A 13,879-nucleotide genomic window follows, 5' to 3' on the forward strand; every position below is an offset into this window, starting at 1 on the left:
CGGTCGCGTGCAGGTGTGGCTGGGCGTCCACACACCGAGGGCCGCGGGTCGGGAGCGCCGGTCCCGACCGGACAGTGGTCGCGACGACCGAGAGGTGCGTCAGGGGGCCTGCCGTGGCGCGGACGCCGCTGCGCCGGGCCGGTCGATGTCGCCGCCGGGTGGCGTCGACGAGGTCCGGGTCGGCGCCGGAGCGGGCGGCGCCGGAAAGTCCCTTGAGGACGGCGGGTGACCCACCGTCGTGAATGTAAACGACCACTCGGACGAGAGTAGGGAGGCAATTAGAGCTTTATGTCGGGTTATGCGGTGTTGCGTGACTCGCGGTCTCCAGAAGGTGAACATCCGGATGAACGGGCTGTCCGACGACGCCGACGACGATCGACGCAGGGGGTCGAATATGGAATGACGAGGCATGAATCGCGCGCCGGCCAGGGGCGGCCGGCCGGGGAAGTTCGATCGGCTGCCGGCTTGCGATGGCCGTCGATCCGCACCGTTTGTGCAGGATGACGGACCGTAAGATGTCGGATGTAAACCATCCGTTCGGTGTCGCGTAGGTCGGAAATCTGACCGAAGTCGACCCGTTGTGCCAGTGGTGTGGGGTGGTTAAGCTCTTCATGCGCGCCCCAATCGCCCGCTTCCCCCGTGGCAGGCGATCGGGGCGCGCTTCTACGTCGACGGGCCCGCACGCCACGCGTGCGGGCCCGTTCTCGCGCGCCCGCCGCGCCCCCGGGGCCCCGGAGCCGCGGCGGGACGCGCGTCTTCGGTCAGATCCAGCGGCCGTCCAGCCACATCCGCGCCGACCACTCGGCGTACGGGAGCAGCTTGCCGACGAAGATCGGATGGAAGTACGCGAAGCAGAGCGCGACCAGCAGCACGTACGCCCCGGCGATCACCCCGCCCACGAGCCGGCGGTCCTGGCCGGCGTCGAGCGGCGCGACGGTGCCGCCTCCGGTCGGGCCGGCGGGTGTGACGATCGCACCGAGCACGTAGACCACCGCCAGCACCAGGAACGGCAGCACCGGCGCGGTGTAGAAGGAGAACATCGTCCGGCCGTCCAGCGCGAACCAGAACCAGGGCAGCAGGCCGGCCGCCACGACGAGCAGGATCGCGCCGGCCCGCCAGTCCCGCCGGGCCAGGCCTAGCCACGCCAGCGCCACCAGGGCGGGCAGGAACGACCACCAGAGCAGGGGCGTGCCGAGCAGCAGGACCTCCGAGGCGCAGCTCGGCGCGCCGCAGGCCCCGTTGCCCGACCAGTAGAAGGCGACCGGTCGGCCCAGCAGCAGCCACTGCCACGGCCACGACTGGTACTTGTGCCCCTCGTCCAGAGTCCGGTGGAAGCCGTACGCCGCCTTGTGGTACTCGACGAGGTTGTGCAGCGCGCCGATGACCGGGGTGTCGCTCAGCGGCGCGTTCGGGTACCGCTCCGCGAGCCGGTAGTAGCCGTCGTCGCCGAGCAGCCAGCCGGACCAGGTGGCGAGGTAGGTGACCACCATCAGCACCCCGGCCAGCACCAGCCAGGGCAGCTCGTCGAGGAGGGTGTCCCGCCACGGCCGACGGGCACCCGCGGAGCGGCGGACCCCGACCTCCCAGAGGATCACCAGCAGCGCGAACACGGGCAGGAAGTAGAGCGCGCTCCACTTCACCGCGCAGGCACCGCCGAACAGCACCCCGGCGGCCAGCCGCCACCACGGCCAGTTCCGCCAGCCGCCCGCCGGCCGCCCGGCCCGCCCCGGCCGGCCCGGGTCGAGGCCCGCCTCCAGCGCCCGGGCCCACCGGCGGCGCCGGGCGTCCCGGTCCAGCACCAGGGCGCCGAACGTGGCCAGCACGAAGAACAGCAGGAAGATGTCGAGCAGCGCCGTGCGGGACAGCACCAGATGGAAGCCGTCCAGCGCGAGCAGCAGGCCGGCCGCGCAGCCGAGCGCGGTCGAGCGGAACATCCGCCGGCCGATGCGGACCAACATCAGCACCGACAGGGTGCCGACGACCGCCGCCGAGAACCGCCAGCCGAACTCCGGGGTGGTGGTCATCAGGTGCCCCGGCACGGAGATGCCGTGCTCGGCGTCCGAGTAGCCGAAGGCCCACTCGCCGAGCCCGATCAGCCACTTGCCGAGCGGCGGGTGGACCACGTACGAGGGGCCGTTGTCCTGGTAGTTCCACTCGACGCCCTTGTCGACCAGGGCCCAGCCCTCGCGGGCGTAGTAGATCTCGTCGAAGATCTTCCCGGGCGGATGGCTCAGGCCGACGAACCGCAGGATCGCCGCGATCGCGACGATCACGCCGGTGGCCAGCCAGGAGCGCCCGTCCAGCCGGGCCTCCACGGTCGCCAGCCGGCGCCGGACGATGCCGGGAACGGCGCCGCCGGGAGCCGGGGACGATCCTTCCGGTGGCGATCCCGTCGTGGGATCGGGTCCCGCCTGGTCCGCGCTCTGTGCTGTCGACGCACTCGTCACCCGGCGATCGTAGGCTGCCAAGGTGCCCGGTGGCGCCCGTCGTCTCCGATACCGGCACCCCTGTCGATGAAGGAGCCGTTCCCGTGGGTGAAATGTCCGACACCGGGCGCCTGATCCTCCTCGGCGCGCCGCTCGGCAACCCGGCCGACGCCTCGGCCCGCTTCCGTGAGGTGCTCGCCGCCGCCGACGTGGTGGCCGCCGAGGACACCCGCCGGCTCACCCGCCTGGCCCGCGACCTGGACGTCACCGTGGCGGGGCGGATCGTCTCCTACTTCGAGGGCAACGAGGAGCGGCGCACCCCCGAGCTGGCCGACGTATTGACCGCCGGCTACGTGGTCGCCCTGGTCACCGACGGCGGCATGCCGAGCGTCTCCGACCCCGGCTACCGGCTGGTGCGGGCCGCCCTGGACGCCGGCGTGCCGGTCACCGCCGCGCCCGGCCCGAGCGCCGTCACCACCGCGCTGGCGCTGTCCGGGCTGCCCTGCGACCGGTTCTGCTTCGAGGGCTTCCTGCCGCGCACCCCCGGCGCCCGCCGGTCCCGGCTGCGGGCGCTCGCCGCCGAGGAACGGACGTTGGTCTTCTTCGAGGCGCCGCACCGGATCGCGGGCGCGCTCGCCGACCTGGCCGCCGCGTTCGGCGCCGACCGGCCCGCCGCGCTGTGCCGCGAGCTGACCAAGACGTACGAGGAGATCGTCCGCCGCCCGCTCGGCGAGCTGGCCGACTGGGCCGCCGCGGGGGAGCCCCGCGGCGAGATCACCCTCGTGGTGGCGGGCGCGCCCGAGACGGCCCCGGAACGCCCCGACGACGACACCCTGCGGGCCGCCGTCGCCGCCCGGGAGGCCGCTGGCCTGTCCCGGCGGGACGCGATCACCGAGGTCGCCACGGAGTACGGCCTGCGCCGGCGCGACGTCTACGGCGTCGTGCACGCCTGAGCCCCGGCCGGCACCACGCCGGCTGCTCGGGTGTGTCCTCGGGCCCGGCGCTCGGCCCGCCCCGGCTGTGCACTCCGGCCCGGCGCTTGGCTGCTCGGCGCACCGTGGGCCTCGCCGGGGCGCTCGGGGCACCATCGGGGTTCACCAGGCGGCGACGAGGAAACCGGCGGTGATCACCAGCGGGCCGGCCAGCGCGCCGGCCACCGCCCAGCGGCGGGCGCGAGGATCGGTGAACCGGGTCGAACCCGTCCACCGGGCGATCCCGGCGGCGCAGCCCAGCACCACCAGCAGGCCGAGCAGCCAGCGCAGGTGCGCGGCCCGGCCGGTGTCCGCGTACGCGGTGCCGCCCTGCGGGCCCGTCATCCGGGCCGGCAGCGTCGTGCCGGTCGCGGTGCGCTCCGCGGTCACCCCGCTCACCCGCACGCCGTGCGCGGTCCACGTCTCGTCGGCGGAGACGAAGTTGCCCCGGCAGCGCTGCGTGAGCCCACCGCCGGTGCAGTCGGCGATCACCACCGTGCCCCGGGTGGCGTGCCCCACCGCCAGCCAGAACGGGCCGGCGCTGACCCAGGCGAAGAACGCCGCCACCAGGCTCAACGCCAGCAGCGCGGCCAACCCCGGCAGCGGATCGGGCGGACGCGGGGTGCGCCGGAACCGTCGCCGCGCGGCATCCTCCCGGGTGGACCGCTGCCGCTCGTGCGGCGACTCCTCCCGGATCGGCGTGCCGTCCCAGTGCACCAACTCGATCGGCGGCCAGTACGCCGCGTCGCCGCCGTCGGTCCCTTCCCCGGCCCCGCCCTCGCCGTCCGGCGTACGCCCGCCGTCGTCCCGGTCAGGCGTACCGTCGGCCAGGGATCGGCCCCGGCGGGGCCAGCGGTTCGGCTGCCGGACCGGGGCCCGGCGGGGCAGGGCGTCAACCGGCGCCCCGGTCGTGGGCTCCACCTCGACGGCGGGCGCGGGAGGCGGCGAGGCCGCGACCGCGCCGGCGGGCGGTTGCGGCGGCGGCTCCGGCGGCGGCTCCGGCGGCGCGGCGGCCGGAACCACCCGCGGGTGCGGCGCGAGGGTGCCGCGCGCCGCCCTTGTCCCGCCGCCGTCCGCCGGGCCGGAGGGACGGTCGTCACGATCCCGGGCCGCTCGTCTGCTAGTCACGGCGTTCATTGCACCCCGCAACCCGCACGCGAACGGGCAGCTCAGGCCGCGTGTCGGCGACAAATCGGACAAATAGCGGACCCGATCCGGCCGGTCCGCCGACCCGCGAGCCCTATTGATTCGCGATCACCCGAAGCGGGTCACTAGGCTTGCTGGCCATGAGTCACGTTCTCGCGGCGGTTGCCTGGCCGTATGCCAACGGCCCGCGCCACATCGGCCACGTCTCCGGTTTCGGCGTTCCCTCCGACGTCTTCAGCCGGTACATGCGGATGGCCGGCCACGACGTGCTCATGGTGTCGGGCACCGACGAGCACGGCACCCCCATCCAGGTGCAGGCGGACGCCGACGGCGTCACCCCGCGCGAGCTGGCCGACCGCTACAACCGGGTGATCGTCGAGGACCTGCACGGCCTCGGGCTCTCCTACGACCTGTTCACCCGCACCACCACCCGCAACCACTACGCGGTGGTGCAGGAGCTGTTCGAGGGGATGTACCGCAACGGGTACATCGTCCCGAAGACCACCATGGGCGCGATCTCCCCGTCCACCGGCCGGACCCTGCCCGACCGCTACATCGAGGGCACCTGCCCGATCTGCGGCTACGACAGCGCCCGCGGCGACCAGTGTGACAACTGCGGCAACCAGCTCGACCCGATCGACCTGATCGACCCGAAGTCGCGGATCAACGGGGAGACCCCGAAGTTCGTCGAGACCGAGCACTTCTTCCTGGACCTGCCCGCCCTGGCCGACGTGCTGCGGCGGTGGCTGGACACCCGCGAGGGCTGGCGGCCCAACGTGCTGCGCTTCTCGCGGAACCTGCTCGACGACCTCCAGCCCCGGGCCATCACCCGGGACCTGGAGTGGGGCGTGCCGATCCCGCTCGACGGCTGGCGGGACCGCCCCGACAAGCGCATCTACGTCTGGTTCGACGCGGTGATTGGCTACCTCTCCGCCTCGATCGAGTGGGCCCGCCGCTCCGGCGACCCCGAGGCGTGGCGCAGGTGGTGGTCCGCCGACGCCGAAGGCAAGGACGCCCGCGCCTACTACTTCATGGGCAAGGACAACATCGTCTTCCACTCGGTGATCTGGCCGGCGCTGCTCTCCGGCTACTCCGGCGAGGGTGACCGCGACGGCCAGCCGGGCGAGCTGGGCCGGCTCAACCTGCCCACCGAGGTGGTCTCCAGCGAGTACCTGACCATGGAGGGGCGCAAGTTCTCCTCCTCCCGGCGGGTCGTCATCTACGTCCGGGACTTCCTGGAGCGGTACGACGCCGACGCGCTGCGCTACTTCATCGCCGCCGCCGGCCCGGAGAGCAACGACACCGACTTCACCTGGGCCGAATTCCTCCGCCGCAACAACGACGAGCTGGTCGCCGGCTGGGGCAACCTGGTCAACCGCTCCATCTCGATGGCGGCGAAGAACTTCGGCGCGATCCCGCCCGTCGACCCGGCCGGGCTCACCGAGGCCGACGAGGCGCTGCTCGCGGTCGCCCGGGCCGGCTTCGCGACGGTCGGCGACCTGATCGCCCGGCACCGGCAGAAGCAGGCCATCGGCGAGGCGATGCGGGTGGTCGCCGAGGCCAACAAGTACCTCTCCGAGCAGGCCCCGTGGAAGCTCAAGGGCGAGGCCGACAAGCCCCGGATGGGCACCATCCTGCACGTCGCCCTCCAGGTGGTCAGCGACGCCAACACGCTGCTCACCCCGTTCCTGCCGCACTCCGCGCAGAAGGTGCACGAGCTGCTCGGCGGCACCGGCGTGCACGCCCCGATGCCGGTCATCGAGGAGGTCGACGACCTCGACGGCGGGCCCGCGTACCCGGTGCTGACCGGTGACTACTCGGTCGGCGCGCGCTGGGAGCCCGTGCCGCTGGAGGTGGGCCGGGCGTTGGCCGCACCGAAGCCGGTCTTCCGCAAGCTCGACCCGTCGATCGTCGACGAGGAGCTGGCCCGCCTGGCCGGCTGATCCCCGAGCGTGCCGACGGGCGCGACCCGAGGAGGTCGCGCCCGTCGTCGTCCGTGCCAGGCCGTGCGGCTGTGCTTCCCGGGCGGGGCGGTCAGGCCCGCGCCATCGCCGGCGCGCCGATGAAGTCCATGATGCTGCGGTTCACCTCGGGCGCGTTCGTCCAGGGGATGCCGTGCGGCGCGCCCTTCAGGGTGACCAACTGGCTGCCGGCCAGCATCGGTTGCAGCCGCTGACCGGTCTTCGGGTACGGCAGCACCGCGTCGGAGTCACCCTGCACGATCAGCACCGGCACGTCGATGCGGGACACGTCGCCCCGGAAGTCGGTCTGCCAGGCGTCCACGCTGTCGTGGGTGCCCTTCGCCGAGGCCCGGGCGCCGATCTCCCAGTGCGCCCGGAACGCCTCCTCGCTGACCAGCCTGCCCCTGTTCTCCTGATAGTTGAAGAACGCCTCGCAGAAGGTGGTGAGGTACGCGAAGCGGTCGTCGAGGATGGCCTGCTGGAAGCCCTGGAAGAGGCTCTTCTCGACCCCCTCCGGGTTGTCCGAGGTCTTCAGCAGGAACGGCGCGAGCGGGGCCAACAGCACCGCCCGGTCGACCCGCTGCGAGCCGTACACGCCCAGGTAGCGGGTCACCTCGCCGGTGCCCATCGAGTGGCCGACCAGGATCGCGTCGCGCAGGTCCAGCTCGGTCATCAGCACGTCCAGGTCGGCGGCGAACGTGTCGTAGTCGTACCCGAACGCCGGTTGGGCGGAAGCGCCGAAACCCCGCCGGTCGTACGTGATCGTCCGGTATCCGGCGGCCAGCAGCGGCCCGGTCTGCTTCTCCCAGGTCGCCCCGTTGAACGGGAAGCCGTGGATCAGCACGATCGGCTGACCGGAGCCGTGGTCCTCGTAGTACAGGTCGATGGGGGCCGAGTTCTCCGTCCCCACGGTGATGAAAGGCATGCGCGTCTCCTGGTCACATGACGGCTGGACGCGTGCGGGTTCCCGCCCCGTCCCCGGTTATGCCGGCGAGATCCGGCACGCGTCGGGTCAGAGCCGGTACGGCAGGTCCACCACCCGGTCCTCGGTGACCTCGGCGGCCGGCGCCCACGCCTCGTAGACGCCCCGCTCCTGGCACTGCGCCCCGGTCTCCGCCACCGCGTCCGGATCCGGTCGGCGCAGCCGCAGGCGGAGCCAGCCGGTTTCCTCCCGCAGCACCAGGCAGGGCACGCCCCGCCAGTCGGCCAGCCGCAGCCGGCGGGCCGCCCACTCGACCGGGTACCGGGCGGCGCGGGTCATCGCCAGCACCCGGAACCCGCCGGGCAGGTCGGCCACCGCCTCGTAGTCACCGCCGGCGTAGCCGCCGACCAGCCGGGTGGAGTGGGGCGCCTCGCCCGTCGGCACGTACTCCTGGTCGGGGGAGAGCCCCGGCACCGCCGCGAGCAGGTGCCGCCACTGCGGGCCGACCATCCGCAGCCAGCCGCGCTGCTCGGCCTGGTAGCTGTAGAGCACCACCTCCACGCCGTCGGCCGGGTAGGCGAGCAGGGTGGCGTTCGCCGGCATCGGCAGGTCCGCGAAGTCCCGCGTGACGAACTCCGGGACGAGCTGACCGTTGCTCGGCACGAACCCCGTGCCGAGGACCGCCGCGCCGAGCCGGTCGCGGGGCGCCAGCGCCGTCAGGCCGCGGTGCGCCGCGCCGACCGGCACGTCGTAGTCGCCCGGGTCGGCGGCCCGCCAGCGCAGCGCGTACGTCACGTCCGCGCCGTCCCGGGCGTCCGCGCCGTCGGTGCGCAGCACCGTCGTCGCCGCCGGGGTACGCAGGTGCGCCACGTCGTGCTCCCGGTAGCAGAAGCCGTGCGGCAGCCACCCGCGCACGTAACCGGCGAGCTGCCGGGCGGAGAGCACCTTCACCATCCGGGTGCCGCGCCGGACCACCGCCGAGGCGCGCACCGCCGCCAGCGTCGGGTCGCCGGCCGCCGTCGGCTGCTGGCTGAGCTGCTGCACGTACGACCAGCCCCGCTCCCGGTGCAGCGGCACCAGCAGCGGCGCCTCCGGCTCCTCGACCGGCTCGGTCACCGGATGCACGTCGCTGACCTCGGTGGCGTGCACGAACCTGCGCCACGGGCGGGTCGTGCCGGGCCGGGACCACTCGAAGCCGGGTGCCTCGGCCGCGCTGGACAACTCGTACGCCGCGCCCCGGGCGATCTCCTCCGCCGGGTACACCGCGCCCCCGTACGTGACGAAAAGGCCGTTTCCGCTGGTCTGAGGGGTGACGGTCACCCCGCTGACGCTAGGCCCGACATGTGCCGAGTCGGTGAACGGCCGGTGGCGTCCCCGCGACGCGGGCCGCCGACGGTGTGTGATGCTGGCCTGCGATGAGCGAGCCCACCGAAACCCGCAAGCAGCGCGCCGCCCGCCGGGCCGGGGAGTTCCCGCCCGCCCCCGAGCCGCTGCCCCGCCCCGTGCTGGACAGCCACACCCACCTCGACATCACCGTCAGCGAGGCCGGTGTGCCCCCGCACGGCGCGACGGGCGAGCCGGGGGCGCGGGCAGCTGCCGACTCGAGCGACGGCCCCGCCGCGGACCCCGTCGCCGCGGTCGTCGCCGTCGCCGCCTCCGTGGGCGTCGACCGGCTGGTGCAGGTCGGGGTGGACGTGGCGTCGTCCCGTTGGGGCGCCGACGTCGCCGACGCCCATCCGGCCGTGCTGGCCACCGTGGCGCTGCACCCGAACGAGGCGCCCCGCCTGGCCGACCTCGACGAGGCGCTGCGCGAGATCGAGGCGCTCGCCGCCCGCGACCGGGTACGCGGCATCGGCGAGACCGGGATGGACTTCTTCCGCACCGGCGAGGAGGGGCGGGCCGTGCAGGAGGAGAGCTTCCGCGCGCACATCGCCATCGCCAAGCGGTACGGCAAGGCACTGGTCATCCACGACCGGGACGCGCACGCCGACGTGCTGCGGATCCTCGACGACGAGGGCGCGCCCGACACAGTGGTGCTGCACTGCTTCTCCGGCGACGCCGACTTCGCCGCCGAGTGCGTCCGCCGCGGCCACCTGCTCAGCTTCGCCGGCACCGTCACCTTCGGCAGCGCCGGGGCGCTGCGCGAGGCCGCCGCGCTGACCCCGCTCGACCAGATCCTGGTGGAGACCGACGCGCCGTACCTGACCCCGATGCCGCACCGCGGCCGGCCCAACGCGTCGTACCTGATCCCGCTGACCGTCCGGGCGCTGGCCGAGACGACCGGCGCGGACCTGGACGACCTCTGCGCCGCCATCTCCGCCACCGGCGACCGCGTCTTCGGCCCGTGGTGACCGGCAGGTCCCCCGCCACGGGCCCCCTCCGCACGCCCGTGCCGGCCCGCATAGGCTACGGGGCGTGACCGGTCTCCTCGGCCCGGCGGAGATCCGGGAACTGGCCGCCCGGCTGGGCGTCGCCCCCACCAAGAGGCTCGGCCAGAACTTCGTGCACGACCCCAACACGGTGCGGCGCATCGTCACCGCCGCCGGGCTGACCCCGGACGACGTGGCGCTGGAGGTCGGCCCCGGCCTCGGCTCGCTCACCCTGGCCCTGCTCCCCGCCGCCGCCCACGTGCACGCCGTGGAGATCGATTCGACGCTGGCCGGCGCGCTGCCGGAGACCGCCGCCCGGCACGCCGGCCCGGACGCCGCCCGGCTCACCGTGCACCACGCCGACGCGCTGCGCGTACGCGCCGCCGACCTGGCCGACCCGGCACCGACCGCGCTGGTGGCGAACCTGCCCTACAACGTGGCCGTGCCGGTGGTGCTGCACCTGCTCGCCGAGCTGCCCAGCCTGCGGCACGGCCTGGTGATGGTGCAGAAGGAGGTCGCCGACCGGCTCGTCGCCGGTCCCGGCTCCAAGGTGTACGGCGTCCCGTCGGTCAAGCTCGCCTGGTACTCCCGCGCCCGCGCCGCCGGGAAGGTCCCGCCGAACGTGTTCTGGCCGGTGCCGAACGTCGACTCCGGACTGGTCGCCTTCACCCGCCGCGAGCCGCCCCGCGACGACGTACCCCGGGAACGGGTCTTCGCCGTGGTGGACGCGGCGTTCGCGCAGCGCCGCAAGACCCTGCGCGCCGCGCTGGCCGGCTGGGCCGGCGGCGCGGACCGGGCCGCCGCCGCGCTCGTCGCCGCCGGCGTCGATCCCGGCGCGCGCGGCGAGTCACTCTCCGTCGAGCAGTTCGCCGCCATCGCCGCGTCGGCCCCGGCCGCCCCGTCCGCCGCACAGTAGGCTGACGCCGTGCCCGCCCCGGGCCATCCGCACGTGTACGCGTACGACCTGGTCGACGGCCGGTGCGTGCCGGCCGCCGACGCCGCCGAGGAGCTGATCGTGGAGAAGCCGTTCGACATCCGCCTGCGCCTGCGGGACACCGCCCCGTGACCGAGGCCTGGGGACCGGACGACGAGGACGAGCAGCGGCGGCGCGGCGCCAGCGGACCGGTGCGGGTCCGGGTGCCCGCCAAGGTCAACCTGCATCTCGGGGTGGGGCCGCTGCGCCGCGACGGCTACCACGAGCTGAACACCGTCTACCACGCCATCTCCATCCACGACGAGCTGACCGCCCGCCGGGGCGACACGCTCACCCTCACCATGGAGGGCGAGGGCGCCGGCGAGCTGGCCCTGGACGACTCCAACCTGGTCATCCGGGCGGCCCACGCCCTCGCCGGGTACGCCGGGGTGACGCCGCACGCCCGGCTGCACCTGCGCAAGCAGATCCCGCTGGCCGGCGGGCTGGCCGGGGGCAGCGCCGACGCCGCCGCCGCACTGGTCGCCTGCGACGCGCTCTGGGGCACCGGGCTGTCCCGCGACGAGCTGGCCGGGATCGCCGCCGACCTGGGCTCCGACGTGCCGTTCCTGATCCACGGCGGCACGGCGCTCGGCACCGGCCGGGGAGAGGCGGTCAGCCCCGTGCTGGCCCGCCCCACGTCCTGGCACTGGGTGGTCGCCGTCGCCGACGGCGGCCTCTCCACCCCGGCCGCCTACCGCGAACTGGACCGGCTCCGCGACGCCGGCACCGCCGGTGCGCCGCTGGGCAGCACCGACGCGCTGCTCGCGGCGCTGCGCCAGCGGGACCCACGGGTGCTCGCCGCGACCCTCGGCAACGACCTCCAGGATGCCGCCCTGGCCATGCGCCCGTCGCTGGCGGCGACGCTGAAGGCCGGCGAGGCGGCCGGCGCGCTCGCCGGCATCGTCTCCGGCTCGGGGCCGACCTGCGTCTTCCTCGCCGTGGACGCCGCCGACGCCGAGCGGATCGCCGCCGAGCTGGCGTCGGCCGGGGTGTGCCGCGAGGCCCGGACCGCCCACGGCCCGGTCGCCGGCGCCCGCATCGTCTGACCGCCGACGCTCCGGCGCCCGCTGACCTGGAACAAGCCGGCCGCCCCGCCGGTTGACCCGCGGCGGGCCCGGCTCCGGCCGGGGCGGGCCCCGGCGCCCGCGTACCCTGGGAGGCTCAGGCGTCCCAGGTGCCGACCGGCACGGGGACGCCTTGATCATGGGAGGTGAGGTCGTGGCCAACATCGTCAACCTGGACCGGGTGTCCAAGGGCTACGGCGCCGCCGGGCCGCTGCTCACCGACGTCTCGCTCGGCCTCGACGACGCCGACCGGATCGGCGTGGTCGGCCTCAACGGCGCCGGCAAGTCCACCCTGCTGCGGCTGCTCACCAAGCAGGAGGAACCGGACGACGGGCGGGTCACCCACCGCCGTGACCTGCGGGTCGCCTGGCTGCCGCAGAGCCTGACGCTCGCCCCCGACGCCACCGTCCGGGACGTGGTGCTCGGCACGGCCTGGCTCGGCGAGAGCATGGGCGCCGAGCACGAGTGGGCCGGCGACGCCGGCGTCCGCGCCATCCTCGACGGCCTCGGCATGCCCCATCTCGGGCTCGACCAGCCGGTCGGCCCGATGTCCGGCGGCGAGCGGCGGCGCGTGGCGCTGGCCGCGCTGCTGGTCCGCGAGTCCGACCTGCTCATCCTCGACGAGCCCACCAACCACCTCGACGTCGGCGGCGTCGACTGGCTGGCCCGCCACCTCGTCGGCCGCAAGGGCGCGCTCGTCGTGGTCACCCACGACCGGTGGTTCCTCGACGCCGTCTGCACCACCACCTGGGAGGTCGCCGACCAGACCGTCCGGGCGTACGAGGGCGGCTTCGCCGCCTGGACCCTCGCCCGCGCGGAGCGCGAGCGGGTCGCCGCGGCCACCGAGGCCCGCCGGCAGAACCTGCTCCGCAAGGAGATCGCGTGGCTGCGCCGCGGCCCGCCCGCCCGCACCTCCAAGCCGCGGTTCCGCATCGATGCGGCCAACGCGCTCATCGCCGACGTCCCGCCGCCGCGCGACACCATGTCGCTGCAACGGCTCGCCACCGCCCGGCTCGGCAAGCAGGTGTACGACCTGGAGCAGGTGACCCTGCACGCCGGCCCGAAGGAGATCCTGCGCGACGTCACCTGGCAGGTCGGGCCCGGCGACCGCATCGCGATCCTCGGCCGCAACGGCGCCGGCAAGACCACCCTGCTGCGGATGCTGGCCGGTGTCACCCGCCCCGACGGCGGGCGCCTCGCCACGGGCTCGACCGTCCGGCCGGCCTTCCTCTCCCAGGAGCTGGCCGAGCTGCCCGGTCACCTGCGGGTCCTCGAAGCCGTCGAGGAGGTCGCCCGCCGGGTGCAACTCGGTGACCGGGAGGTCTCCGCCGCCCAGCTCGCCGAGGTGTTCGGCTTCGACGACCGGCGGCTATGGACCCCGGTCAGCGACCTCTCCGGCGGCGAGCGCCGCCGGTTGCAGATGCTCCGGCTGCTCGCCGGGGAGCCCAACGTGCTCCTGTTCGACGAGCCCACCAACGACCTCGACACCGACACCCTCGCCGCGCTGGAGGACCTGCTCGACTCCTGGCCCGGCACCATCGTCGTGGCCAGCCACGACCGCTACCTCATCGAGCGGGTCACGGACGTCGCGTACGGGATGTTCGGCGACGGGCGGCTGGTGCACCTGCCCGGTGGCGTCGACGAGTATCTCGCCCGGGCCGCCGGCCGACCCGGACCGGCCCCGACCGAGCCGGCCGCCGCGGTCAGCTCCGACGCGCCGGCCGAGGTCGGCATGTCCGCCGCCGAGGCACGCCAGGCCCGCAAGGAACTGGCCCGGCTGGAACGGCAGATCGCCAAGCTGGAGCAGAAGGAGGCCGCCCTGCTCGACCAGCTCGCCGCGCACGCCACCGACTACGCCAAGGTCGCGGAACTCGACGCGCAACTCAAGGAGCTGCGGGCCGAGCGGGAGCGGACCGAGGAGACCTGGCTGGCCCTGGCGGACGAGATCCCGGCGATCTGAGCCGGCCCTCGTCGTGGCGTCGCACGCGGGAGGCCCCCCGTGTGCGGCGTCACACCGCCACGTGCGGGACAATCGTCCGCGACCCCT

11 protein-coding genes are annotated in these 13,879 nt (G+C 74.5%); 7 read left to right on the plus strand and 4 right to left on the minus strand.

The annotated features are described in order from the left end of the window. Positions 1–761 precede the first annotated feature (761 nt). The gene (locus ACZ6Q9_RS09265; protein WP_396829043.1) at positions 762–2,447 is read right to left on the minus strand and encodes a dolichyl-phosphate-mannose--protein mannosyltransferase; all 1,686 of its coding nucleotides are present in this window, start codon (positions 2,445–2,447) and stop codon (positions 762–764) included. A 92-nt stretch (positions 2,448–2,539) separates the two neighbouring features. Between ACZ6Q9_RS09265 and rsmI the strand changes: the two genes are divergently transcribed. After that, a complete protein-coding gene (gene rsmI / locus ACZ6Q9_RS09270; protein ID WP_393453667.1) occupies positions 2,540–3,379 on the plus strand; it encodes a 16S rRNA (cytidine(1402)-2'-O)-methyltransferase in 840 nt (279 codons plus the stop codon). Positions 3,380–3,520: 141 nt separating this feature from the next. On the opposite strand, the gene ACZ6Q9_RS09275 is transcribed toward rsmI, so the two are convergent. Next, entirely contained in the window at positions 3,521–4,534 is a 1,014-nt protein-coding gene (locus ACZ6Q9_RS09275) for a hypothetical protein (protein ID WP_396829042.1), read from the minus strand. 149 nt (positions 4,535–4,683) lie between these two features. Here ACZ6Q9_RS09275 and metG point away from each other — a divergent pair, with 149 nt between their 5' ends. Beyond that, positions 4,684–6,486, plus strand: a complete 1,803-nt coding sequence (gene metG, locus ACZ6Q9_RS09280) for a methionine--tRNA ligase (RefSeq protein WP_393452915.1) — start codon at positions 4,684–4,686, stop codon at positions 6,484–6,486. A gap of 91 nt (positions 6,487–6,577) precedes the next feature. Here metG and ACZ6Q9_RS09285 read toward each other — a convergent pair whose 3' ends face one another. Together ACZ6Q9_RS09285 and ACZ6Q9_RS09290 are read right to left on the minus strand one after the other, a co-directional pair. Then, a complete protein-coding gene (locus ACZ6Q9_RS09285) occupies positions 6,578–7,429 on the minus strand; it encodes an alpha/beta fold hydrolase (protein ID WP_393258316.1) in 852 nt (283 codons plus the stop codon). 87 nt (positions 7,430–7,516) lie between these two features. Beyond that, the gene (locus ACZ6Q9_RS09290; RefSeq protein WP_396829041.1) at positions 7,517–8,746 is read right to left on the minus strand and encodes a hypothetical protein; all 1,230 of its coding nucleotides are present in this window, start codon (positions 8,744–8,746) and stop codon (positions 7,517–7,519) included. 95 nt (positions 8,747–8,841) lie between these two features. Between ACZ6Q9_RS09290 and ACZ6Q9_RS09295 the strand changes: the two genes are divergently transcribed. The 5 genes from ACZ6Q9_RS09295 (at position 8,842) to ACZ6Q9_RS09315 (ending at position 13,792) form a co-directional block, all read left to right on the plus strand. Beyond that, positions 8,842–9,777, plus strand: coding sequence for a TatD family hydrolase (locus tag ACZ6Q9_RS09295; RefSeq protein WP_396829040.1), 936 nt, complete (start codon positions 8,842–8,844; stop codon positions 9,775–9,777). 64 nt (positions 9,778–9,841) lie between these two features. After that, positions 9,842–10,711 (plus strand): 16S rRNA (adenine(1518)-N(6)/adenine(1519)-N(6))-dimethyltransferase RsmA, encoded by an 870-nt coding sequence (rsmA, locus tag ACZ6Q9_RS09300; RefSeq protein WP_396829039.1) that lies wholly within the window; start codon positions 9,842–9,844, stop codon positions 10,709–10,711. A gap of 9 nt (positions 10,712–10,720) precedes the next feature. Continuing rightward, entirely contained in the window at positions 10,721–10,861 is a 141-nt protein-coding gene (locus ACZ6Q9_RS09305) for a hypothetical protein (RefSeq protein ID WP_350701394.1), read from the plus strand. Next, the gene (locus ACZ6Q9_RS09310) at positions 10,858–11,814 is read left to right on the plus strand and encodes a 4-(cytidine 5'-diphospho)-2-C-methyl-D-erythritol kinase (RefSeq protein WP_396829038.1); all 957 of its coding nucleotides are present in this window, start codon (positions 10,858–10,860) and stop codon (positions 11,812–11,814) included. The genes ACZ6Q9_RS09305 and ACZ6Q9_RS09310 overlap by 4 nt, the downstream gene beginning before the upstream one ends. Before the next feature lie 172 nt (positions 11,815–11,986). After that, the gene (locus tag ACZ6Q9_RS09315; RefSeq protein WP_393452909.1) at positions 11,987–13,792 is read left to right on the plus strand and encodes an ABC-F family ATP-binding cassette domain-containing protein; all 1,806 of its coding nucleotides are present in this window, start codon (positions 11,987–11,989) and stop codon (positions 13,790–13,792) included. Positions 13,793–13,879: the final 87 nt, after the last annotated feature.

It is taken from the genome of Micromonospora sp. NPDC049139 (assembly GCF_055586845.1).